Raw genomic sequence first — 23,068 nt, forward strand, 5'->3', positions numbered from 1 at the left:
TTTGCAGACCTCTCCTTTCGTCGAGGTGACGGGAAACTCTCTTCCCCACTGCCGTGTTAGGGATTGCAGTGGATACCGGCCAAGCGCCTAATGCCTGTGTGCGTATGAAGGTAAAGCCCGACCCCGTTTTTCCCGGGGTAACACCCATATTTTACTCATCATCACTTCCGGCATTTGCACCCACACCTCTTCTCACCACTGGCATTCCTAAAATTTTATAAACGTCATCAATTTGATTGATGCTTCCGTTTACCAGATTGCTTAAAATCACGATGGTGATGTCACGTTTCATATCCCGCAAATAAATATGACGGAAACCATGCCACCAGCCCGTGTGGTAAATTACCTGTTCTTTTCTAGCAGAGTCAATATACATACGCCAGCCCAAACCGTATCCAAAATAGTTGCTTTGCAATTTACTGTGTGGCGTATAGGCCGAGTCTAAAGTCTGTTGCTTTAATAATCTCCCGTCGCGTAGGGCTCGATCAAATAAAAACAAATCCTCAACGGTAGAGTAAACTCCTTTATCGCCAGTAACACCATCTAAAAAATCCTGACGAACAGAACGACGCCAAATACGGTCATGCCCGACTACATCTACCGGAATTTTCTCATATTTTGCAGTAGTGTAGATAGCGGTATTCTTCATCCCGCTAGGTTTAAAAATATGTTCCTGCATATAAATATCAAAATCCTGCCCCGTCACTTTTTCTACAATGGCGGCCAGCAACATAAAATTACTGTTGTTATAATGGAATTGCCTATTTGGCGGAAAGTAAGGCGCTGGTTTATGTTCTGCATAAAGCCTTATTACATCTTTATTGGTCATTCCTTTATACTTTTCTTTCCAAATGCCATCTGTAAAATAAACGTAATTGTTTAAACCAGATCGGTGCGAAAGCAACATCTCCACGGTAATGCCCTTGTAAGGGAACTCTGGGTAAAACTCGTCAACCGTTTGCGAAAGTTTTAATTTCCCTTGCTCCATGAGCATTAAAACTGCTGTAGCAGTCATCGGTTTAGAAACCGAAGCCAACTGAAACTTTGAATCTATTTTCAAAGAATCGCGGTGCAGGTAATCGGCCCATCCAAAAGTACCTTCATAAATAATTTTGCCTTTTTTGGCAATCAATACGTTGCCGTTATAATTTCGTTTACGGTGGATTTCTTTAAAATATTCGTCCAGTTTTTTATCGTTGTTTGCAGGATGAAAAATAAGCGACAGACTGTCTTTTTTAGAATTGTCAATTATTTTTTGTTTTGCTTTTTGTTCTTTAGAACCAGAGGAAGAGCAGGCACCTAAAATCAACACAGAAATCAATAAAAAATGGAACGGGCGAATCTTAATCATTGTAATTTTTAAACATTTTAAACGAGCGTTGAAATTAGAAATTATATAGCGATAAAAACAAACAGAGTTTTACACATTAGTGTGCTAATAATTGGGCTTTGACTGTAAAAAGGCTTAATTTTGTGCCCGTAACAAAAAGGAAACAAATGGAATACAGAATAGAGCATGACACCATGGGTGAGGTTAAAGTTCCGGCAGAAAAATACTGGGGAGCACAAACCGAGCGTTCAAGAAATAATTTTAAAATTGGTCCGGAGGCTTCGATGCCTATCGAGATCATACATGCTTTTGCTTATTTGAAAAAGGCTGCTGCCATGGCAAATGCCGATTTAGGCGTTTTAGCACCAGAAAAAAGAGATTTAATTGCCAAAGCTTGTGATGAGATTTTAACTGGTAGCTTAGACAATGAGTTTCCGCTGGTAATTTGGCAGACAGGCTCCGGTACGCAATCAAACATGAATGCAAACGAAGTAATTGCCAATTATGCGCATGTAATGAACGGCGGTTCGTTAGCAGACGACAAAAAAGTTTTGCACCCCAATGATGACGTAAACAAATCACAATCATCTAACGATACCTTTCCAACTGCCATGCACATTGCTACTTACAAGCAGGTGATGGAAGTCACCATTCCTGGTTTGGTGCTTCTGCGTGACACGTTAACAAAAAAATCAGAAGAGTTTGCTACGATTACCAAAACCGGTCGTACCCATTTTATGGATGCTACTCCGCTAACTTTGGGTCAGGAGTTTTCTGGTTATGCACAACAGATCACCAATTCCATCAGAACCATTAACAACGCTTTAGAAGCTGTAAAAGAACTAGCTTTAGGCGGTACAGCTGTTGGAACCGGCTTAAATACCCCAAAAGGTTATGATTTTTTAGTGGCAAAACATATTGCAACACTAACCAAACTGCCTTTTATCACTGCTCCAAATAAATTTGAAGCTTTGGCAGCACATGATGCCATGGTAGAAATGTCTGGCGCATTAAAACGCACCGCGGTTTCTTTAATGAAAGTTGCTAATGATATCCGTATGTTGAGCTCGGGCCCACGTTGTGGAATTGGCGAAATCATCATTCCCGATAACGAACCAGGTTCTTCTATTATGCCGGGCAAAGTAAACCCAACCCAGCCAGAAGCCTTAACTATGGTTTGTGCACAGGTTATGGGTAATGATGTGGCGGTTTCTATTGGTGGTGCAACTGGTCATTTTGAACTGAACGTTTTTAAACCTGTAATTGCCTCAAACGTATTGCAATCTGCCCGTTTAATTGGCGATGCCTGCGTTTCTTTCACTAACAATTGTGCTGCTGGTATTTTACCAAATCTGCCAGAAATCCAAAAGCATTTAGAAAATTCTTTGATGTTAGTAACAGCTTTAAATCCACATATCGGTTACGAAAACGCGGCTAAAATCGCGAAGAAAGCACATAAAGAAAATAAAACTTTACGTGAAGCCGCTGTAGAGTCCGGCTTGTTAACTACCGAACAGTTTACCGAATGGGTAAAACCTGAAGATATGGTAGGTTCATTGAAGTAAATTATTGAAAACTCGCGAGGTACTAAAAACTTCGTGAGTTTTTTGAACGTCTAAATGATTTAGGCGTTTTAACGGTCCGCCAGCTGGCGGATGTATCTTTTTTGTCATCCTGAGCGGAGTCGAAGGACAAAAAAAAGGATGCCGTTTCAATCCCTAACGCAACCTTGCCAACGCAAAAATGAAATTTAAAACACATCAATTACTGGCTTCAACAATAGTTTTCGTACTTTTTTTTACTGCTTGTAAGTTTAATAAAGTTGAAACGTCAGCTGGCGAAGCCTTTTTGCAAGGAAAATGGACCGAAGATTCTCTAGCCAGTGAGCGTGAGCTTGTCTCCTATCAGCAATTTGATTTCACCTTTACTTGCGACTCATTTTATACCGTAATCAATAACTTCTCGAAAGTAGATTTACAGGGCGGTGCCTGTTACGAAAAAGGAACATGGAAAGAATATGCCAAGGGTTACTATAAAATAGCTGGCGATACTTTAAAGTTCAACGGCAACTTTGTAGACAATGAGTTTAAGTACAAAACGCAGGGAAGTTGCTATCGCAGCGGAAAGTTTACTGATTCTTTTATCATCAATCACAAATCAGACAGTACACTAATTTTAAAAAGTTTAGAAACCGGAACACTACACCAATTAGTGCTAAGGGAAAGATTAAACTGTAAGTAATTTTCACTGATCTTAAGCGCTTAGCGCTCGCATCAAGCCTTAACGTATTTACTGGTAAGCTTAAGTATTCCACAGTAAATCAACTCGGATTACAATAAAATCATTAAAAATTTCGCAAAGTCAATTTTCTTTATAATTTTGCGGAGCAATGAATAACAAAAACAATACAAACAGATGGTGGTGGCAAGGTAAAAACCTAGCTTCGGCAACCGTATTTGTATATTAAAGAAGAATTTAATCCAAACCTAAACAAATATGAACCCGACGCTAACCCGTCGGGTTTTTTTTTGATTTAAGATTTGTAAAATATAAAAAGCATGAAAACATTTAAATTAAATGTATCCTATAAAAAATTATTAGCAGACACCACAACGCCGGTGAGTATTTACTTGCGTTTACGTGATGTTTTTTCTAACAGCTTACTGTTAGAAAGCTCTGATTACCACAGCAGAGAAAACAGCATGAGCTATGTTTGTAGCGATCCAATAGCATCTATTATTTTAAACAAAGGCGTTTTAACCAAAACCTATCCTGATGAAAGTATAGAGACTTTACAGCCGGGAACATTCAACCTCAGCGACGAAGTTTACACCTTCAGAAAGTGTTTTGAAAGTAATGCAGATACCAGTTTAAAATTCATCACCGATGGTTTATTTGGTTATTTTACCCACGAAGCTGTTGAGTTTTTTGAAGACATTAAACTAAAAACAGATGACAACGACGAACGTGAAATCCCAACTTTTCAATACCACGTTTACCGTTACATTATTGCGATAGACCATTTTAAAAACGAACTCTACATCGTTAAAAACGAAACAGAATTTGAAAAGGAAGAAAATGGCTTGGAAAAAGTTCAATACCTTATCCAAAACAAAAACTTCCCCGAATATAAGTTCAACCTGCAAGGAGAAGAAACCTCAAACCTAAAAGACGAGGAGTTTATCACTTTGGTTGAAACCATGAAGAAACACATTTACCGTGGCGATGTTTTCCAAATTGTTCCTTCTCGGGCTTTTCAAACTTCTTTTTTAGGAGATGAATTCAACGTTTACCGAGCTTTGCGTTCTATCAACCCTTCGCCATATTTATTTTATTTCGATTACGGAAGTTTCAAAATATTTGGGTCTTCGCCAGAGGCACAGCTGACTATCAAAAAAGGCGTTGCTGCTATTTATCCAATTGCCGGCACATTCAAACGTTCTGGCAACGATATTCAGGATAAAATAATTGCTGAAGAATTGCAGAAAGATCCTAAAGAATCTGCAGAACATGTTATGCTGGTAGATTTAGCCCGTAATGACTTGAGCAGACATTGTACCGAGGTTAAGGTAGAAGCATATAAAGAAGTTCAGTTTTACTCACATTTAATTCACTTGGTTTCTAAAGTAAGTGGTAAATTAAAGCCAGGCGTAAATCCGTTTAAAATTGTCTCAGATACGTTTCCAGCAGGTACGTTAAGTGGTGCGCCAAAATACAGAGCTATAGAGTTGATAGACCAGTATGAAAAAACAAAACGTAGCTTTTACAGTGGAGCCATCGGTTTTATGGGTTTTAATGGTGATTTCAACCACGCCATCATGATTCGTTCGTTTTTGAGCAAAGCCAATAAATTGCATTACCAAGCTGGCGCCGGAATTGTAGCCGATTCGGATCCCGCATCTGAACTGAACGAGGTAAACCATAAGATAGCAGCTTTAAGAAACGCGTTGAAGCAAGCAGAAGAAATATAAGCGGAAAGTCAAAGACGGAAAACTTAAAGCGAACTAAACAGTCTGCTTGCTTTCTGCCTTAAGCATAAAAAATGGAATTAGCAACAGATTGTAAAAGCCTTACAGAGGTGAGAAATTGTATTGACGAGCTGGACAGAGAAATTATAAAACTGATTGGCAAAAGATACTCTTATGTGAAGAGAGCGGCCGACTTTAAAACCGACGAACAAGCGGTAAAAGCTCCGGAGCGTTTTAAAAATATGCTACAAAAAAGAAAGGACTGGGCAACAGAAGAAAATCTCAATCCCGATGTAATTGCTAAAATATATACAGATTTAGTGAATTACTTTATTGAAGAAGAATTAACCACTTGGAAGCAACGAAAATGAAAATATTAGTTATAGATAATTACGATTCTTTCACCTATAATTTGGTGCATCTGTTGAACGAACTTGGTCACGAGGCCGAAGTTTGGAGAAATGACAAATTCAAGATTGAGGAGGTAGGAGCTTTTGATAAAATTTTGCTTTCACCCGGGCCAGGAATTCCTTCTGAGGCAGGATTACTTTTAGAAGTAATTAAAACTTACGCCAAAACAAAAAGCATTTTGGGCGTGTGCTTAGGTCAGCAAGCCATAGCCGAAGTTTTTGGTGGCGAATTGTACAACCTAGAAAAACCCGTTCACGGAACGGCAACCAATATTGTAATTACCGACGCCGAAGAATTACTATTTAAAGGCTTACAAAGTGGATTCAAAATTGGTCGGTACCATTCGTGGGCAGTAAAACCAGAAAACCTCCCAGAAGAATTATTGGTTACCGCAACTGACGAGAAAGGCGTAATGATGGCTTTACGCCACCGAGAACTTGATGTGCGTGGCGTTCAGTTTCACCCAGAGTCTGTACTTACAGAAAACGGAAAAGAAATGATCGCGAACTGGTTAAACGCCTAAGCTCATGGCTTAAAGCAGAAAGTTAAATGCCTGTACGGGATTGTAGACTGTAATTCCATTTTAAAGAAAATATTGTTTTAAGATTTAAACGAGCTTTCAGCTTTTAGCTCAAAAATTCAGCTTATAAAAATGAATATCCTAGATAAAATAGTAGCCCGTAAAAAAGAAGAAGTTGCATCGGCGAAAGCAATAAACAGCATCAAAAATTTGGAAAATTTTCCGGCCTTTTTACGGGAAACTTATAGCTTAAAATCTTTTTTAACCGACCCAAATAAGTCGGGGATTATTGCGGAGTTTAAAAAAAAATCGCCCTCAAAAGGAATCATCAACGATAAAGTTACGGTAGAAGAAGTAACTACAGGCTATGCAAAGGCTGGCGCGTCGGCTTTATCGGTATTAACGGACCATGATTTTTTTATGGGTCACGAAGATGATTTAATTGCTGCCCGTAAAGTAAATGAAATCCCCATTTTACGTAAGGATTTTATGGTAGACGAATATCAGATCATCGAGGCGAAAGCCATTGGTGCCGATATTGTTTTGCTAATTGCAGCTTGCTTAACTCCTGATGAAATCTTAAGCTTCGCAAAACTCGCTAAATCTTTAGGCTTAAGCACTTTATTGGAAGTTCATAACCGCGAAGAATTGGACAGAAGTTTAAACCCTTATTTAGATGTAGTTGGGGTAAACAACCGTAACCTGAAAGATTTTACGGTAAGTATTGATACGTCGCTTACACTTGCGGAAGTTATCCCAACAGAATTTCTTAAAATATCAGAAAGTGCCATAAGCGAACCAGAAACAATTAAAATTTTGAAAAAAGCAGGGTTCAATGGCTTTTTAATTGGCGAGAACTTTATGCGTACCCCAAACCCAGGTTTAGCAATGGCCAATTTTGTGAAACAGATTTAATATTGTACAATCAGAAACGCATGTATAATCTCATGCCTTCGTAAAATGTAGATCTTGCTCTTAAATAAAGAAACAAGTCTTCACTAGGCTACGGATACTTGTTTTATTGGTAAATCATAGGCCATTCTTCATCCAGCTCTGTGACCTCGGCGTCCTCCGTGGTTGAAAAATAATCCTATAAACTTCAAAAAAACCTAGCTCTGTGACCTCCGCGTTCTCCGTGGTTAATATTCGTCTACTACGTTTATAAAAACTCTTTATTCGCCGTGGTTAAAAAACCTTTAACTCTACCTCTTAAAATTAAATATCCTCCTCCCCTTCACAATCTCGAAATCTCTTCATACTTTTAGATTTTTTCTATCGCTACCTTCTCTAAATTTTTTTCCTATTACGATGTTAAGAGTTGCAACAGATAAGCCTTATAAACTGGTTTATTCATTGGCGAAACATGATTATTTTGGATTTTTAATTGAGCCACATATCGTTCAACTAAATACTGATGGAGATTTTTCGCTAACTCATCAAAGAATCTTTTCTCATACCCATGATGAATTTAGTGCGTGTATTGACGCAGTAGATGTTAAGCTGATCAAACTGTGCGAAGAAACCGAGCAGGACTACGTAATCAAAAAGATTTTCAAAAAAACGGTGAGGGCAACTGAATTCTTCGCAAAAATGTGGGATGATAAATCGTACGACTTTGTTCGCCCTAAAATCGAGAAAAAATTAGCCGAAATTCTAAAGCTTCTACGTGGCAAAGACATTTATGTGATGAGCAAAGAGGGCTGGCCTGTAGAAAAGAAAGTGAATTTTGCAGAAAAACCGTCTACCGTTTTATTCCATTTTAGAAGAAACGAAACTGAAACCCGCTATTTCCCTACCATTAAATATTTAGATAACCGCATCGACTTTATGTTTAAAGATGCGCAGGTAATTACCAACAAGCCAGCATATCTATTATTAGAAGACACACTCTACGATTTTGAACAGGATTTAGAAGGCAAAAAACTGCAACCATTTTTAAACAAGCGTTTCATCTCCATTCCAAAATCATCAGAAGAAACCTATTTCGAGAAATTTGTGTGTCCACTGATTGAGAAATATCACGTTTACGCCGAAGGTTTTACCATAAATACCGAAAAATACGAAGCCACGCCGATACTAAAAGTGGTTTACGTGAATGATGGAACGTCAGAAATTCAGCTTTACTTTAAATACGGAAAATATACTTTCCCCGCTGGCAGTGATTTGGCTGTAACCGTCCGCATGGAAAAAGAAGGCGATGATTATGCCTTCCACCGCATTAAACGTTCTTTAGCGTGGGAGCAAAAAAAACTGGAAGAGCTTTTGGCAATGGGTTTAAAACAGCCATCCAGTCTTTTTGTCCATTTAGAAGTTGCAACTACTAGCGAAGAGGCAGACAAATCCTTCTCGGTTTTCGATTTCATCAGCGAACATCATGATGTTTTGGTAGAACAGGGTTTTGAGTTTGAGCAAGATACCAGCGCAAAAAAATACATAATCGGTAGCAGTAAAATTGATTTAGAAATTAACGAGAAAAACGATTGGTTTGATATTGAAGCCATCGTACAGTTTGGCCAATATAAAATTCCTTTTATTCAACTTAAACATCATATCCTCAATAAAAAGAGAGAGTTTACTTTACCTAATGGCGAGATCGCTATCATCCCAGAAAAATGGTTTTCGCAATACGGCAACCTGTTAAGTTTTTCTGAAGGCAATGAACATTTACGTTTGAAAAAACTGCATGTTGGTTTGGTCCATGATTTTGCAAACAGTGAGTTGGCAAACATCACCATGGATAGAAAACTACAAAAACTTGCTGATTTTGCCCATATTGATGAAGTTCCAGCGCCCGTAAATTTTAAAGGAGTATTGCGTCCGTACCAAAAAGCTGGTTATGATTGGTTTCACTTCTTACAGAAATACAGTTTCGGCGGTTGTTTGGCAGATGACATGGGTTTGGGAAAAACCATCCAAACATTAGCATTACTACAAAAAAGCAAGGAGGAACAGGAAGTGCAAGGCATCCATACCACATCCTTAATTATAATGCCTACCTCCTTAATCTACAACTGGATCAATGAGGCAAAAAAGTTCACACCAAAGCTTAAAGTTTATACCTATACCGGCAGTTTCCGAGAAAAAGACATTGCTATTTTTGATAAATACGATGTGGTAATTACCACTTATGGCATTACCCGTGTAGATACCGATTTACTAAGTGAGATGTATTTCCATTACATCATTTTAGATGAAAGCCAGAACATTAAAAACCCTTCATCAAAGTCCTTTAAAGCGGTTAAACAGCTAAAATCTAAATATAAGCTCATCTTATCGGGTACGCCAGTTGAAAACACGGTGAATGATTTATGGACGCAGATGTCTTTCATTAATCCAGGCTTACTGGGTTCACAAACGTTTTTTCAAACAGATTTTGTACAACCTATCGAAAAGAAAAAAGACGAAGAGAAAGCGCAAAAGCTACAAGTGCTTATTAAACCATTTGTAATGCGCCGCACCAAAGAGCAAGTGGCAACAGAGCTTCCGCCGAAAACGGAGAACTTGGTTTATTGCGAGATGAGCGAAGATCAGTTGGATATTTATGAGCAAACAAAATCGGAATACCGTAACGAATTGCTAAAATCTATTGAAACGGGAGATTACCGTAAATCGCCTATTCAGATGTTGCAAGGTTTAACGAAATTAAGGCAAATTGCCAATCATCCGTACATGATTGATGAAAATTACACCGGCGATTCGGGCAAGTTTGAAAACGTAATCCATAAACTGGAAAGCGTGGTAGAAGCCGGGCACAAGGTTTTAATTTTCTCGCAGTTTGTTAAGCAACTGGATATTTACCGTAAGTATTTTGATAAAAACCAAATCAACTATTCGTATTTGGATGGTAGTACGCAAAACCGCGGGCAAGTAGTGGAGGAGTTTAAAAACGAAGATCATATTCAGGTTTTCCTGATCTCCTTAAAAGCCGGTGGCGTGGGTTTAAACCTTACCGAAGCAGATTACGTTTTTATTTTAGACCCCTGGTGGAACCCAGCGGTAGAGCAACAAGCTATAGATAGAACGCATCGAATCGGGCAAACCAAAAATGTTTTTATCTATAAATTCATCACTAAAGATACGGTTGAAGAGAAAATTCTAGCACTCCAAAATAAGAAAATGCGGGTGGCAAAAAGTTTGATTACTACGGAAGATAGTTTTATCAAATCGCTTACGGAAGCGGATATTAGGGAGATTTTGGCGTAATAATATAGCTACCATTAGCCTTTTTAGAAGCCGTTACAGCCACACAGTACAAAATACCCTGACCAGAAAAACTACCAAGAAATTAATTCTGACAATGGCGTTATTAAGCCATTTGCTTTTCACCATAAATATCCCGACTTTTGCGACGCTTATAGAGAAAGACGGAGGGATTAGACCCAACGAAGTCTTAGCAACCTGTTTAAAATAAGGTGCTAAATTCTATCCCAAAAACAAGGGAGAAGATAAGTGAAAGTCTAAAAAAACTAACCCGACTTTTCTTTTAAGCATTTTTAGAGTAGCAAGAGCCAAGTATCAAGACACAAGACACTTGTATTACGCTTATCTTGATACTCAAAACATTTTTAGTAAAAGATTTAAAAGCCACCATTTGAGTTAATACTCATTCTAGGCTCTTGATACTCGATACTAAATACTTGATACTTTAAAAAATGGATATCAGAAAAGAATTAGAGAAGAGAATATTAGTGATAGATGGTGCAATGGGTACCATGATTCAGCAATACAAATTGTCTGAAGAAGATTTCCGTGGAGAGCGTTTTAAAAATCATCCTTCAGATGTTAAAGGGAATAACGATTTATTAAACATCACTCGCCCCGATGTTATTAAAGCTGTTCACGCAAAATATTTAGATGCTGGCGCAGATATCATTGAAACCAATACTTTTAGTACGCAGCGTATTTCCATGGCCGATTATGGCATGGAAGATTTATCATACGAGCTGAGTTTCGAAGGTGCAAAAATCGCCAAAGAAGTCGCGACTGAATACACTCAGAAAAATCCAGAGAAACCACGTTTTGTAGCGGGCGCTGTTGGTCCAACCAACCGTACGCTTTCCATGTCGCCAGATGTTAATGATCCAGGCTACCGAGCAGTGTCTTTCGATGAGTTAGAAGCGGCTTATTACGAGCAAGTTCGTGGTTTGGTAGATGGCGGCGCCGATTTATTATTGGTAGAAACTATTTTTGACACCTTAAATGCAAAAGTTGCAATCTTCGCCATCAAACGCTACGAGCAAGAACTAAACGAAAAACTAAAAAATTCAGAGGAGCTCCCAGAGAACATATCGTCTTCTGTATATAATCAGTCAGCAAATTCTCCCCAAAATAACCCCACTACAAATCCCCAAGGACAGGCATCCCTCTCCTTCGGAGAGGGACCGAGGGTGAGGCTCCCCATCATGATCTCCGGCACAATCACCGATGCTTCTGGAAGAACCTTATCCGGGCAAACCGTTGAAGCTTTTTTAAACTCAATGCGTCATGGCGATTTACTTTCCATTGGTTTAAACTGTGCTTTAGGTGCAAAAGAAATGCGTCCGCATGTTCAAGAGCTTTCAGAAAAAGCAGATTTATTTGTGTCTGCTTATCCAAATGCAGGTTTACCAAACGAATTTGGAGAATACGATGAAACCGCATCTGAAACCGCAGCCTTAGTTGATGATTTTATGGCTTCAGGCTTTATAAATATCATTGGTGGCTGTTGTGGTACAACACCTGCGCATATCAAAGCAATGTCCGCTGTGGCGACCAAATATCCGCCAAGGAAAATTCCGCAGACAGAACCTTATATGCGTTTATCAGGCTTAGAAGCTGTTACCATTAAACCTGACACTATGTTTGTAAACATTGGTGAACGGACTAACGTAACGGGTTCTCCAAAATTCTCTAAGCTTATTTTAAGTGGAGATTTTGATACCGCACTTGCGATTGCCCGTCAACAAGTTGAGGGTGGCGCACAGGTAATCGACGTAAACATGGATGAAGGGATGTTGGATTCTGAAGCCGCAATGACCAAGTTTTTAAACTTGATTGCCTCAGAACCTGATATTTCTAAACTGCCCATCATGGTGGATTCATCCAAATGGACGGTAATTGAAGCAGGCTTAAAATGTTTACAAGGTAAAGGAATTGTAAACTCAATTTCCTTAAAAGAAGGTGAAGAAGCTTTTAAAGATCACGCTCGTAAAATCAAACAATACGGTGCCGCAACGGTAGTAATGGCATTTGATGAGCAAGGTCAGGCCGATAATTTAGAGCGCCGTAAAGAAATTTGCCAACGTTCTTATGATATTTTGGTAAACGAAGTCGGTTTTCCACCGCAGGACATCATTTTTGACCCTAATATATTAACGGTTGCAACCGGATTAGAAGAGCATAATAATTATGCAGTAGATTTTATTGCTGCCACAAAATGGATTAAAGAAAACCTTCCTTACGCAAAAGTAAGTGGCGGTGTATCCAATATTTCTTTCTCTTTTAGAGGAAACAACACTGTTCGTGAGGCCATGCACTCGGCATTTTTATACCACGCCATTAAAGCTGGTTTAGATATGGGAATTGTAAACGCCGGGATGCTAGAAGTTTATGAAGAAATCCCAAAAGAGCTACTCGAAAAAGTAGAAGATGTTTTGTTGAACCGTCGCCCCGATGCGACTGAGATTTTAGTGGATTATGCCGAAACGGTTAATACCAAAGGAAAAGTTGTTGTTAAAGATGAGGAGTGGCGCAACGGAACAGTACAAGAACGACTTTCACATTCGTTGGTAAAAGGCATAATCGATTATCTAGATATCGATGTTGAGGAAGCCCGTTTGCAATATCCTTTACCTATCGAGGTAATTGAAGGTCCGTTAATGGACGGGATGAATGTGGTTGGTGACTTATTTGGCGCCGGAAAAATGTTTTTGCCGCAGGTGGTAAAATCTGCAAGGGTAATGAAAAAAGCCGTTGCTATTCTAATGCCTTACATTGAAGCGGGCAAAGTAGCTGGCTCAAGCAGTAGCGCCGGAAAAATTCTAATGGCTACCGTAAAAGGTGATGTTCACGATATCGGTAAAAATATTGTCGGCGTAGTTTTAGCCTGCAATAACTTTGAAGTGATTGACTTAGGCGTGATGGTTCCGGCCAACAGAATTATTGAAGAAGCCAGAAAACACAATGTAGATATCATCGGCCTAAGCGGATTAATTACGCCTTCACTTGATGAAATGGTGCACTTTGCCAAAGAGATGGAGCGTGAAGGTTTTACCCTTCCCTTGCTGGTTGGTGGTGCAACGACTTCCAGAATTCACACCGCAGTTAAGGTAGATCCTTTTTATAGCGGTGCGGTGGTTCACGTTTTGGATGCTTCCAGAAGTGTGGGCGTTTGTTCCCAGCTTTTAGCGAAAGATACCAAAGTAGCATACATCAAAAACTTTAAAGACGAATACGAAAAAACTCGTGACAACTACAATGCAAAAAAGGTGACAAAAACCTTTTTACCAATTGCAGAAGCAAGAGCAAATAAATATCAAATCAATTTAGAAAACTTAAATCCAGTTAAACCTAAGTTTTTTGGAACAAAAGTTTTGGACAATTACCCACTAGAAGAACTACTTCCGTACATAGATTGGACCCCATTTTTCCATACTTGGGAATTAAGAGGCTCTTATCCAAGGATTTTTGAAGACGAGTTTGTAGGTGTGGAAGCCAAAAAATTATTTAACGATGCTCAAGTTTTATTACAGCGAATCGTTGATGAAAAGTTGCTGACCGCGAAAGCTGTCTTCGGTTTCTGGCCAGCGAATACCGTTGGTGACGATATTGTCTTAGAAGTGGAAAGTGAAAAGTTAGAATTTGAAAGTCCGGATGATAAAGCCGAACAACCTAACAACCAAAAACCTAACAAACTGGTTACTATTCACACGCTTCGCCAACAGGCAGAAAAACCAAAAGGTGAGGTTTATTATGCCCTTTCAGATTTTATTGCGCCAAAAGGAACAGGAATCCAAGACTATTTTGGAGGTTTTGCAGTAACAACCGGACATGGAACTGATGAATTGGTGGCAGAATTCCAAAAATCTTTTGATGACTATAATAGCATCATGACTAAAGCTTTAGCCGATAGATTGGCAGAAGCTTTTGCAGAAAAACTGCATGAAATGGTACGTAAAGATTATTGGGGTTATGTTAATGATGAAGCGCTTGATACGGATGAGTTAATCAAAGAAAAGTACCAAGGTATTCGTCCGGCGCCGGGCTATCCAGCTTGTCCGGACCATACCGAAAAAGGAATTTTGTGGGATTTGTTGAAAGCTGATAAAGAAATAGGTTTAGAGATTACCGAAAGCTTTGCCATGTACCCAACTGCTGCAGTAAGCGGGTTTTATTTCGCCAACCAAGAATCACGCTATTTTGGTTTAGGAAAAATAAACAAAGACCAAATAGCAGATTACGCAGCAAGAAAAGGAATGGATTTAGAAACCACTGAAAGATGGATGAGCCCTAACTTAGGTTATTAAAAGTAGGAAGTATTTAGTAGGAAGTATCAAGACTGATTTGCGAACTATTAAAGTATTTAGTAGCAAGAATCAAGACTGATTTGCTTAATGTATTTATGTAGTTAGTAACTAACACTAAAACTGCTTTGCTAGATTGTCTTGTTAAAGTAAGAACTTTATATGCATAATTTTAAAGAACTAAAGGTTTGGAAATTGAGTATGGAACTTTCAAAATCGATTTTTGAAACCACTCGCACATTTCCAAGTGAGCATAAGTTTGGATTAGCAAGTCAGCTATTCAGATGCGCCGTTTCGATTCCTTCCAACATTGCTGAAGGATGTGGAAGAAAATCAGACAAAGAATTGAAGCAATTTGTTAGTACAAGCTTGGGTTCTTCTTTCGAACTAGAAACGCAAATCATAATTGCAAAAGAAGTTGAATTAATAACTCTAAAACAATTCGAAACCCTAAATGATAAAATCATCGAAATACAAAAGATGTTGAGTGGTTTTTCAAAAAGTATTAGCATTTAATACTTTTTGAAAAACCACTCGATAATTCTGCAAGGAGTCTCGACACTACCTATTTCCTACTCAATACTATTAAAAAATTTGCAAATAATCTTGCTACTTAATACTAACTACTCGGTACTATTGAGAACTCTGCAATAAGTCCTGATACTTGTTACTTAAATCTTTAATACTTTTGCAAAGAGTCTTGCTACATAATACTTGCTACTCGATACTTAAAAAATGAAAATTACCGACCATATTAAAAACGCAAACGGGAAAACGCTTTTCTCTTTTGAACTTCTACCGCCAATTAAAGGGCAAAGCATTCAGTGGATTTACGATGCTATTGACCCCTTGATGGAGTTTAAACCACCTTTTATTGATGTAACTTCATTACGTGAAGACTATATCTATAAGCAAAAGGACAACGGCTTATTAGAAAAAGTATCGTACCGCAAACGCCCAGGAACTATTGCAATTTGTGCTGCAATTATCAACAAATACGGTGTAGATGCTGTACCGCATTTAATTTGTGGTGGCTTTACAAAAGAAGAAACAGAAAATGCGTTGATAGATTTACAGTTTCTAGGTATCGATAATGTTTTAGCACTTAGAGGTGACGCAAGAAAAGCGGATTCTTCTTTTGTGCCAACTCCAGGCGGACATTGTTACGCAACCGACTTGGTTCAGCATGTTAAAGACCATAATTCTGGCAAGTTTCTACATGAGGATATCTCTACAGAATATACAAGTGATTTTTGTATCGGTGTTGCCGGTTATCCCGAAAAACATTTTGAATCACCAAACTTAAAAACAGATTTTGCCCACCTCAAGAAAAAGGTAGATATGGGCGCTGACTTTATTGTTACCCAAATGTTTTTTGATAATCAGAAATACTTTGATTTCGTAAATAAATGCCGTGAGAATGACATTAACGTTCCCATTATACCCGGCTTAAAACCAATAAGCGCCATTGGGCAATTGGTGGCATTGCCTAAAATTTTCCATATTGATTTACCAGAAGAATTAAGTGAAGCCGTTGCAAGCTGTAAAACGACTAAAGATGTAAAAGAGGTTGGTACCGAGTTTATGATTCAACAATGTAAAGAACTGATGGATTTTGGCGTTCCAGTATTGCACTTTTACACCATGGGCAGACCACAGCAAACTTACGACATTGCAAAAGCGATATTTTAATGGAAAGCTTCTCGAACCATCGAGAAGCTTTTTCGTTTGTGAACTTCCCAATTATCAGCGTTTTTCTTTTTAAACGGATAACCATACAATACATTGACAGAACCTAGCAGTCCAACAGCAAAAAACGACCCTTACATCGCATTACGGTTTCCCGAATTTAGGTCATATCTACTAATGCGTTTCTTTTTAACCATCGGTTACCAAGTACAAGGCGTAGTTATTGGCTGGTATGTTTACAGTTTAACTAAAGATCCTTTATCTTTAGGTTTAGTAGGTTTAGCAGAAGCCATCCCAGCAATCGGAATTGCACTTTATGGCGGTTACGTGGCCGATAAATCTAACAAAAGATCCTTGCTGATTAAGGTTGTAGCACTCATCCTACTATCCTCTACGGTAATGTTTGTAGTCACACTACCTTCCGTAACCCAAAGTTTGGGACAGTCGATGCTGATCAACGTTATTTACCTCATGATTTTTGTAAATGGCTTTGCCCGGGGATTCTATGGACCAACCGCGTTTTCGCTTATGGCGATGATTATTCCACGAGAACATTACCCCAATTCCTCCACCTGGAACAGTTCGACCTGGCAAACAGCATCGATTATTGGTCCCGCAATTGGAGGTTTACTTTACGGATTTGTAGGTATCCACAATACTTTCCTATTTATTTTAGCCTGCCTTTCCATAGCCTTTATCGCTACATTTCTTTTCAAAAACAGGCCAGCCACTTACGTACGTACAACCAGTATTTACCAAAGCTTGTCAGAAGGATTGCGTTTTGTATTTAAAACAAAAATGCTAGTAGGTGCATTAAGTCTGGATTTATTCTCGGTGTTTTTTGGTGGTGCAGTTGCGTTAATCCCTGTAATAGCCACAGAGGTTTTGCATGTTGGTGCAACTGAGTTTGGATTTTTAAGAGCCGCACCCGCAGTTGGAGCAGTTTTAACCATGCTTTTGATGACTCGCTTTTCGCCTATGGGTAAACCTTGGCGCAACTTACTGTTGGCCGTTACTGGTTTTGGGCTCTCCATTATCTGTTACGGTCTTTCTACCAACTTTTACCTCACTCTATTTTTTCTGTTTTTAGAAGGAGCTTTTGACAGCGTAAGTGTAATCATCAGATCCACTATATTACAGTTGCTTACGCCCGATGATATGCGTGGACGGGTTTCCGCCGTTAATCAAATGTTTATTGGTTCTTCAAATGAAATTGGGCAGTTTGAATCCGGTTTAACCGCAAAATTAATGCGTACCGTACCTGCCATTGTTTTTGGCGGAAGCATGACTTTATTGGTAGCTGGCATAACCTGGTTCAAAACCAAAAAACTAGTTCCTTTAAGCTTAGATGATATTAGCAGATCCTAAATGTAGCAGAAAAATCAGCGGATTTTTTAAAACTGTACCACAAGAATTCTCAAAGATAAAGATTGGGGTCAATAACTCTTCGTTGTAACGGAAAGAAGTGCCTGCTCAATAAAATGAACAACACATAACTCATCAGACAGACCAATTTCTGGTTGCTTATCGCTTTTAATGCAATCAATCACCTTACTTAAAAAAATATCGTGTTTATCGGCCGAGCCTTGGTAATATTGATAATTATTGGCTTGGTTAACCTGGTTAAATACCGGAATTTCAGAATTCTTCTTCAGGTTAACAGAATCCAGTTTCTCCATATATTGCCCGCCAACTTTAACGTTCCCCTCCGATCCAATAATGGTTAAGCTACTCTCTAAATTAGCTTGGTAGGCTGCGTTAGTGAAGTTAAAAGTCCCTCTTCCGCCGTTTGCAAGGTTAAAACTTATTGTTCCGCTATCATCAAACTCTGTTTTAATTTCTGGTTTTAAGGTAAAGAGGTTACTGCTGATGTTTTGCGGTTCGCCACACAACCAAATCAATAAGTCAATAAAATGGCTAAACTGCGAGTACAATGGTCCACCACCTAACTGCTTTGTTCCTCGCCACGACGAATCAAGATAATATTGTTCATTCCTATTCCAAAAGCAATTGATTTGCAAAAATAACACCTCACCCAACATCTTGTCGGTCATCAGCTTTTTTAACCATACCGCAACTGGGCTATACCTGTTTTGCATTACTGCAAAAACCTTTTTCCCAGACATTTCTTCAGCTTCCATCATCTGATGTACATCCTGCGTTTCTAAAGCAATTGGTTTTTCGCAAACTACATGGTAACCTGCATTTAAACATGCTATAGTGTGTTCTGGATGCAAACCGTTTGGTGTGCATACACAAACAACATCTGCAGGGATTTTTGCTTGTAAAAATTCTGGAACAGACGTAAAAAAAGGAACTAAATTTTCTAAATCTTTATGCTTTCTAAAATCCGTATCTACTACAGCCGTGAGTTCGGCATCTTTAAAACTATTAACAAGCGCAACGTATTTCTTTCCAATGTTGCCTATACCAATAATTACGAATTTTGTAGTGCTCATGTAGTTTTTTATTCAAATAATACTGCAAAAAATGCCTAATTTAGGCGACTTAAATAAACGCGTAAATAGGTTAAAACTATAATATTAGCACCCAATAACGTTGTAATAATATCAAAATATAATATAAATACATGAAAAAAGACAAATTAATTTTTGACCTCATTCAAAAAGAACAAGAAAGACAAGAAAACGGAATTGAATTAATTGCTTCAGAAAACTTTGTTAGCAAGCAAGTAATGGAAGCTGCGGGTTCTGTTTTAACCAATAAATACGCCGAAGGGTTACCCGGAAAAAGATATTACGGAGGTTGCGAAGTTGTTGATGATATTGAAACAATTGCGATTGAAAGAGCAAAAGAATTATTTGGTGCTGCATGGGCAAACGTACAGCCACACTCAGGCGCACAGGCAAATGCTGCAGTATTGTTAGCCGTTTTAAATGCAGGCGACAAAATATTAGGTTTCGATTTATCACATGGTGGGCACCTTACCCACGGTTCACCGGTAAATTTTTCTGGTAAATTATACAAACCATTTTTTTACGGAGTTATAGAAGAAACCGGTTTAATTGATTACAAGCAATTAGAAGAAGTTGCTTTACGCGAAAAGCCAAAGTTGATTATTTGTGGTGCTTCTGCATATTCAAGAGAATGGGATTATGAGTTTATTAGAGCTGTTGCCGATAAAATTGGCGCTTTAGTGTTGGCAGATATTTCTCATCCATCTGGCTTTATTGCTAAAGGATTATTAAAAAACCCATTACCACATTGCCATATTGTAACTACTACTACTCATAAAACGTTGCGTGGTCCACGTGGTGGTTTGATTATGATGGGTCAGGATTTCCAAAATCCTTGGGGTTTAAAAACTCCGAAAGGAGAGATAAAAATGATGTCGGCTATTTTAGACGGAGCAGTTTTTCCAGGCACACAAGGTGGCCCATTAGAGCATATCATTGCGGCCAAAGCAATTGCTTTTGGCGAAGCTTTAAGCGACGATTACAAAACCTATATTGAGCAAGTTAAGAAAAACGCCAACGCAATGGCAAATGCCATGGTAGCAAAAGGCTATAAAATCATATCTGGCGGAACAGACAACCACCTGATGCTTATTGACCTTACCAATAAAGATATTACGGGTAAATTAGCAGAACAAGCTTTAGGCAAGGCAGACATCACCGTGAATAAAAACATGGTACCTTTTGATAAAAAATCTCCATTTGTAACTTCTGGTATAAGATTGGGTACTGCGGCCATAACAACCCGCGGTTTAAAAGAAAAAGAGATGGAAGAGATTGTGGAATTAATTGATTCTGTGATAATTAATCATCAAGACGAAACTTTTTTAAGTGGAGTGCGTAAGAAAGTGAATGAGATGATGAAAAATTATCCTCTCTATAAATAAACCAACACTTGAATTACGTTGATGACAATATGTTAGACCAAAATCCTCCATTTAAATTAATGGAAGATTTTGGTTTATATGAACCCTCGTCTAATGACCAATTCAACGACATACTATCTTTAGCCTGCTTTATAACAGGTTGCTCCTCTGCTTATATATCTTTAATTGACGAAAACTGGCAAAACATTAGATATACCCGTAGTTTTACTGCCGGGCAAAACCCTATAAATAACTCTATTTGTAAACTTGCAATTACCGAAAGGAAGATATTGCAAATAGTAGACATTAGCACCAATCCAGCTTTAATAAACACTATATTACCTACGCAACAAGGCTTTAAATTCTACGTTGGCCTACCGTTAATAGACAACAAGGGCGTTGTTTTAGGTACTTTATGTGCCCTTCATCCAAACACTAAAGCGCTAGACCTTAACCAGCTCCAAAATTTCGAAATAATAGGTAAGCAAGTGCTCAATCTTTTAAAATTACGAAAGCGTAATATCCAGAAAAAGAAGAGCGAGGAATCCGCAGATGAACATAAGGTTTTCTTCAATGCTACCGATAGCGTAATCTGTACTTTAAGTGATCAGTTAGACATTAAAGAAATTAATAACGCTTCTTTTGATGTATTTGGTTTTGAACCAGAGGAGTGTATAGGATTAAATATTGCAGATTTCATATTCCCTGAAGACAGGGTGCGAGTGGTGAAACTGGCAACCGAGAAACTAAAAAACAAGTTAAAAACGCTTGATATTGAGACCCGTATCGTTACCAAAAACAATGAATTAAAATGGATCAGCTGGAATGCTGTTACCAGAAACAGAAAATGGTTCGTAGTTGGCAGGGAAATTACACAGGAAAAAGAAATCAGTAAAAATTTACAGCACCTTTCAACCGTTGCCAGTAAAATAGAAAACGGTATAGTAATAAGTAACGTAAAAACAGAAGTAACGTGGGTAAACCCAGCATTTACAACTATTACAGGGTATAATTTAAGTGATCTGAGTTTTAAGCGCTTGGGCGATGTGCTTGCTGGCGAAGAGACCGATAAAGAATTATTAGAAAAAGTAAGATATGAAACAATAAATAATCGTTCATCATCTACAGAGTTTTTAGCTTACAGAAAAAATGGGGAAAAGATTTGGATATCTGTACATAATACGCCTCTTGTTGACGATAAAGGCATAGTTGAGAGCCAAATCACGATAATTATTGATATTACTGAAAGGAAAAAAGCAGAAAAACAGCTAGAATTACTCTCTTTAGTAGCCAGCAAAACCAATAATGGTGTTCATATATGTGATAAAGATGGGAATGTAACTTGGATTAATGAAGCGTTAGAGAACATTCTAGGCTTAAAAAACAAAGACGTTATTGGAAAAAAATTAGTAGATCTTGTAAAAGGAGAGGATACTGACATGGATCTTCTGGAAATTGTGAGAGAGAAAGCAAAGCTCCACGAACCTTTTAATATTGAACATAAAGTTTACAGAAAAGACGGGCAGCCGATATGGCTTTCTATTGCTAATACACCAATTTACAATACCACAACAAAGCAACATACGCAAATAGAAATTATCAATGATATTACACAAAGAAAAATTGCTGAGTTTCAATTATTAGCTCAGCGTGAAGAAACTTTGCAGTTAAGTAAAGCCAAAGAGTCCTTTGTGTCAATCATGAGCCACGAAATACGGACCCCATTAAATGCGGTCATCGGTTTAGCTAATATTTTGCATGACGAAGAAAAACTCCCCAGTCAAGAGCAGTCTATAAATTTACTTAAATTCTCTGCGGATAATCTGCTTAATCTCATCAATGATATTTTAGATTTCAATAAAATTGAGGTAGGTAAAATGGAGCTTGAAAATAAGCGGCTTGATATTAGAGCTTTATTAAAAGACATTGTTGCCTCGATGCGCTTCAACACTAATGAAAAGCCAATAACGCTAGCATTTAGTGTAGACAATCAAATTCCGGGACTGATCCGTGGCGACAAAACCAGACTTTACCAAATTTTAGCAAATCTCATCAACAATGCACTTAAATTTACGGAACAGGGAAATGTAAATGTGAGTGTTACGCTACAACCAGAAATCCAAAATAAGGTTGTGCTAAATTTCAAAGTCACAGATACTGGCATCGGCATTCCAGAAGATAAACTAGCTGCAATATTCGAACCTTTTACCCAGGCAGCCAGCAATACCAGCAGAAAATACGGCGGATCTGGCTTAGGTTTAGCTATTACGCAAAAACTGATTCATCTATTTGGTGGCGACATTAAAGTGCAAAGTAAGCTTGGCATTGGCACCGAATTCTCTTTTACGCTTAACTTTAATAAATTTGAAGGTGATATAGTTATGCCAGAAACTCCAGAAAAAATCAGCCTAGCCGGTAAAATATTAGTTGTTGATGATAATGAAATAAATACGCTATTGGCAAAACGCGTATTGAGTAAGTTTGGTTTAACTGTTATTACGGCAAACAGTGGCGCAAATGCTATTGAATTACTTAAAAGCAAAGAATTTAGTGTCGTTTTAATGGATGTACATATGCCAGACATGAACGGCTATGAAACTACACAGCATATCCGTTCTCTAGACGATGAATATTATAAAAACATACCTATAATCGCCTTAACAGCTTCCGTTTTAGAAGATGGTGTGGAAGATTTCAAAAAAGCTGGAATGAACGATTTCCAACTTAAACCTTTTAAGCCGGATGAGCTTGCGAGTAAGATTGCTCAATACCTCAAAAAAGCTTAAACAACGGTTATTCAAAAAACGC

Annotated in this window: 15 protein-coding genes and 1 riboswitch; of the genes, 13 read left to right on the top strand and 2 right to left on the bottom strand. The window is 38.2% G+C overall.

All coding sequences use genetic code 11. The features are described 5' to 3' along the window. Positions 1–151 precede the first annotated feature (151 nt). Positions 152–1,351: a serine hydrolase domain-containing protein gene (locus tag B176_RS0118125; RefSeq protein WP_017260259.1), complete on the bottom strand. Its 1,200-nt coding sequence runs from the start codon at positions 1,349–1,351 to the stop codon at positions 152–154. Between the two features lie 146 nt (positions 1,352–1,497). On the opposite strand from B176_RS0118125, the gene fumC reads away from it, so the two are divergent. The 11 genes from fumC (at position 1,498) to B176_RS0118180 (ending at position 17,787) form a co-directional block, all read left to right on the top strand. Next, complete coding sequence (fumC, locus tag B176_RS0118130; RefSeq protein WP_017260260.1) at positions 1,498–2,895, top strand: class II fumarate hydratase; 1,398 nt, start codon at positions 1,498–1,500, stop codon at positions 2,893–2,895. 178 nt (positions 2,896–3,073) lie between these two features. Beyond that, positions 3,074–3,571, top strand: coding sequence for a hypothetical protein (locus B176_RS19995; RefSeq protein WP_017260261.1), 498 nt, complete (start codon positions 3,074–3,076; stop codon positions 3,569–3,571). Between the two features lie 317 nt (positions 3,572–3,888). After that, positions 3,889–5,301 (top strand): anthranilate synthase component I family protein, encoded by a 1,413-nt coding sequence (locus tag B176_RS0118140; protein ID WP_017260262.1) that lies wholly within the window; start codon positions 3,889–3,891, stop codon positions 5,299–5,301. Between the two features lie 71 nt (positions 5,302–5,372). After that, positions 5,373–5,669, top strand: a complete 297-nt coding sequence (locus B176_RS0118145) for a chorismate mutase (protein WP_017260263.1) — start codon at positions 5,373–5,375, stop codon at positions 5,667–5,669. Continuing rightward, entirely contained in the window at positions 5,666–6,232 is a 567-nt protein-coding gene (locus B176_RS0118150) for an anthranilate synthase component II (RefSeq protein WP_017260264.1), read from the top strand. Before B176_RS0118145 ends, B176_RS0118150 begins: the two co-directional genes overlap by 4 nt. A 129-nt stretch (positions 6,233–6,361) precedes the next feature. After that, positions 6,362–7,144 (top strand): indole-3-glycerol phosphate synthase TrpC, encoded by a 783-nt coding sequence (gene trpC, locus B176_RS0118155; RefSeq protein ID WP_017260265.1) that lies wholly within the window; start codon positions 6,362–6,364, stop codon positions 7,142–7,144. A gap of 393 nt (positions 7,145–7,537) precedes the next feature. After that, positions 7,538–10,432: a DEAD/DEAH box helicase gene (locus B176_RS0118160; protein WP_017260266.1), complete on the top strand. Its 2,895-nt coding sequence runs from the start codon at positions 7,538–7,540 to the stop codon at positions 10,430–10,432. A 146-nt stretch (positions 10,433–10,578) separates the two neighbouring features. After that, positions 10,579–10,681: riboswitch (SAM riboswitch) on the top strand. A 200-nt stretch (positions 10,682–10,881) separates the two neighbouring features. After that, the gene (gene metH, locus B176_RS0118165; protein WP_017260267.1) at positions 10,882–14,733 is read left to right on the top strand and encodes a methionine synthase; all 3,852 of its coding nucleotides are present in this window, start codon (positions 10,882–10,884) and stop codon (positions 14,731–14,733) included. Positions 14,734–14,892: 159 nt separating this feature from the next. Then, positions 14,893–15,246 (top strand): four helix bundle protein, encoded by a 354-nt coding sequence (locus B176_RS0118170; protein ID WP_017260268.1) that lies wholly within the window; start codon positions 14,893–14,895, stop codon positions 15,244–15,246. 219 nt (positions 15,247–15,465) lie between these two features. Continuing rightward, positions 15,466–16,422, top strand: coding sequence for a methylenetetrahydrofolate reductase [NAD(P)H] (metF, locus tag B176_RS0118175; RefSeq protein WP_017260269.1), 957 nt, complete (start codon positions 15,466–15,468; stop codon positions 16,420–16,422). A gap of 93 nt (positions 16,423–16,515) precedes the next feature. Further along, positions 16,516–17,787: an MFS transporter gene (locus B176_RS0118180; RefSeq protein ID WP_026063443.1), complete on the top strand. Its 1,272-nt coding sequence runs from the start codon at positions 16,516–16,518 to the stop codon at positions 17,785–17,787. A 68-nt stretch (positions 17,788–17,855) separates the two neighbouring features. On the opposite strand, the gene B176_RS0118185 is transcribed toward B176_RS0118180, so the two are convergent. Continuing rightward, positions 17,856–18,878, bottom strand: coding sequence for a Gfo/Idh/MocA family protein (locus B176_RS0118185; RefSeq protein WP_017260271.1), 1,023 nt, complete (start codon positions 18,876–18,878; stop codon positions 17,856–17,858). 131 nt (positions 18,879–19,009) lie between these two features. On the opposite strand from B176_RS0118185, the gene glyA reads away from it, so the two are divergent. Then, positions 19,010–20,281 (top strand): serine hydroxymethyltransferase, encoded by a 1,272-nt coding sequence (gene glyA / locus B176_RS0118190; protein ID WP_017260272.1) that lies wholly within the window; start codon positions 19,010–19,012, stop codon positions 20,279–20,281. An 8-nt stretch (positions 20,282–20,289) separates the two neighbouring features. Then, on the top strand, positions 20,290–23,046 hold the full coding sequence (locus tag B176_RS0118195; protein WP_154648042.1) for a PAS domain S-box protein: 2,757 nt from the start codon (positions 20,290–20,292) through the stop codon (positions 23,044–23,046). Positions 23,047–23,068: the final 22 nt, after the last annotated feature.

It is taken from the genome of Pedobacter arcticus A12 (assembly GCF_000302595.1).
GTDB lineage: Bacteria > Bacteroidota > Bacteroidia > Sphingobacteriales > Sphingobacteriaceae > Pseudopedobacter > Pseudopedobacter arcticus.

Excerpts from the sequence above, each read along its gene's own strand:
- B176_RS19995 (WP_017260261.1), top strand. The coding sequence starts at position 3,074 with ATGAAATTTAAAACACATCAATTACTGGCTTCAACAATAGTTTTCGTA.
- B176_RS0118125 (WP_017260259.1), bottom strand. The coding sequence starts at position 1,351 with ATGATTAAGATTCGCCCGTTCCATTTTTTATTGATTTCTGTGTTGATT.
- metH (WP_017260267.1), top strand. The coding sequence starts at position 10,882 with ATGGATATCAGAAAAGAATTAGAGAAGAGAATATTAGTGATAGATGGT.
- B176_RS0118140 (WP_017260262.1), top strand. The coding sequence starts at position 3,889 with ATGAAAACATTTAAATTAAATGTATCCTATAAAAAATTATTAGCAGAC.
- fumC (WP_017260260.1), top strand. The coding sequence starts at position 1,498 with ATGGAATACAGAATAGAGCATGACACCATGGGTGAGGTTAAAGTTCCG.
- B176_RS0118170 (WP_017260268.1), top strand. The coding sequence starts at position 14,893 with ATGCATAATTTTAAAGAACTAAAGGTTTGGAAATTGAGTATGGAACTT.
- trpC (WP_017260265.1), top strand. The coding sequence starts at position 6,362 with ATGAATATCCTAGATAAAATAGTAGCCCGTAAAAAAGAAGAAGTTGCA.
- B176_RS0118185 (WP_017260271.1), bottom strand. The coding sequence starts at position 18,878 with ATGAGCACTACAAAATTCGTAATTATTGGTATAGGCAACATTGGAAAG.
- metF (WP_017260269.1), top strand. The coding sequence starts at position 15,466 with ATGAAAATTACCGACCATATTAAAAACGCAAACGGGAAAACGCTTTTC.
- glyA (WP_017260272.1), top strand. The coding sequence starts at position 19,010 with ATGAAAAAAGACAAATTAATTTTTGACCTCATTCAAAAAGAACAAGAA.
- B176_RS0118150 (WP_017260264.1), top strand. The coding sequence starts at position 5,666 with ATGAAAATATTAGTTATAGATAATTACGATTCTTTCACCTATAATTTG.
- B176_RS0118160 (WP_017260266.1), top strand. The coding sequence starts at position 7,538 with ATGTTAAGAGTTGCAACAGATAAGCCTTATAAACTGGTTTATTCATTG.
- B176_RS0118145 (WP_017260263.1), top strand. The coding sequence starts at position 5,373 with ATGGAATTAGCAACAGATTGTAAAAGCCTTACAGAGGTGAGAAATTGT.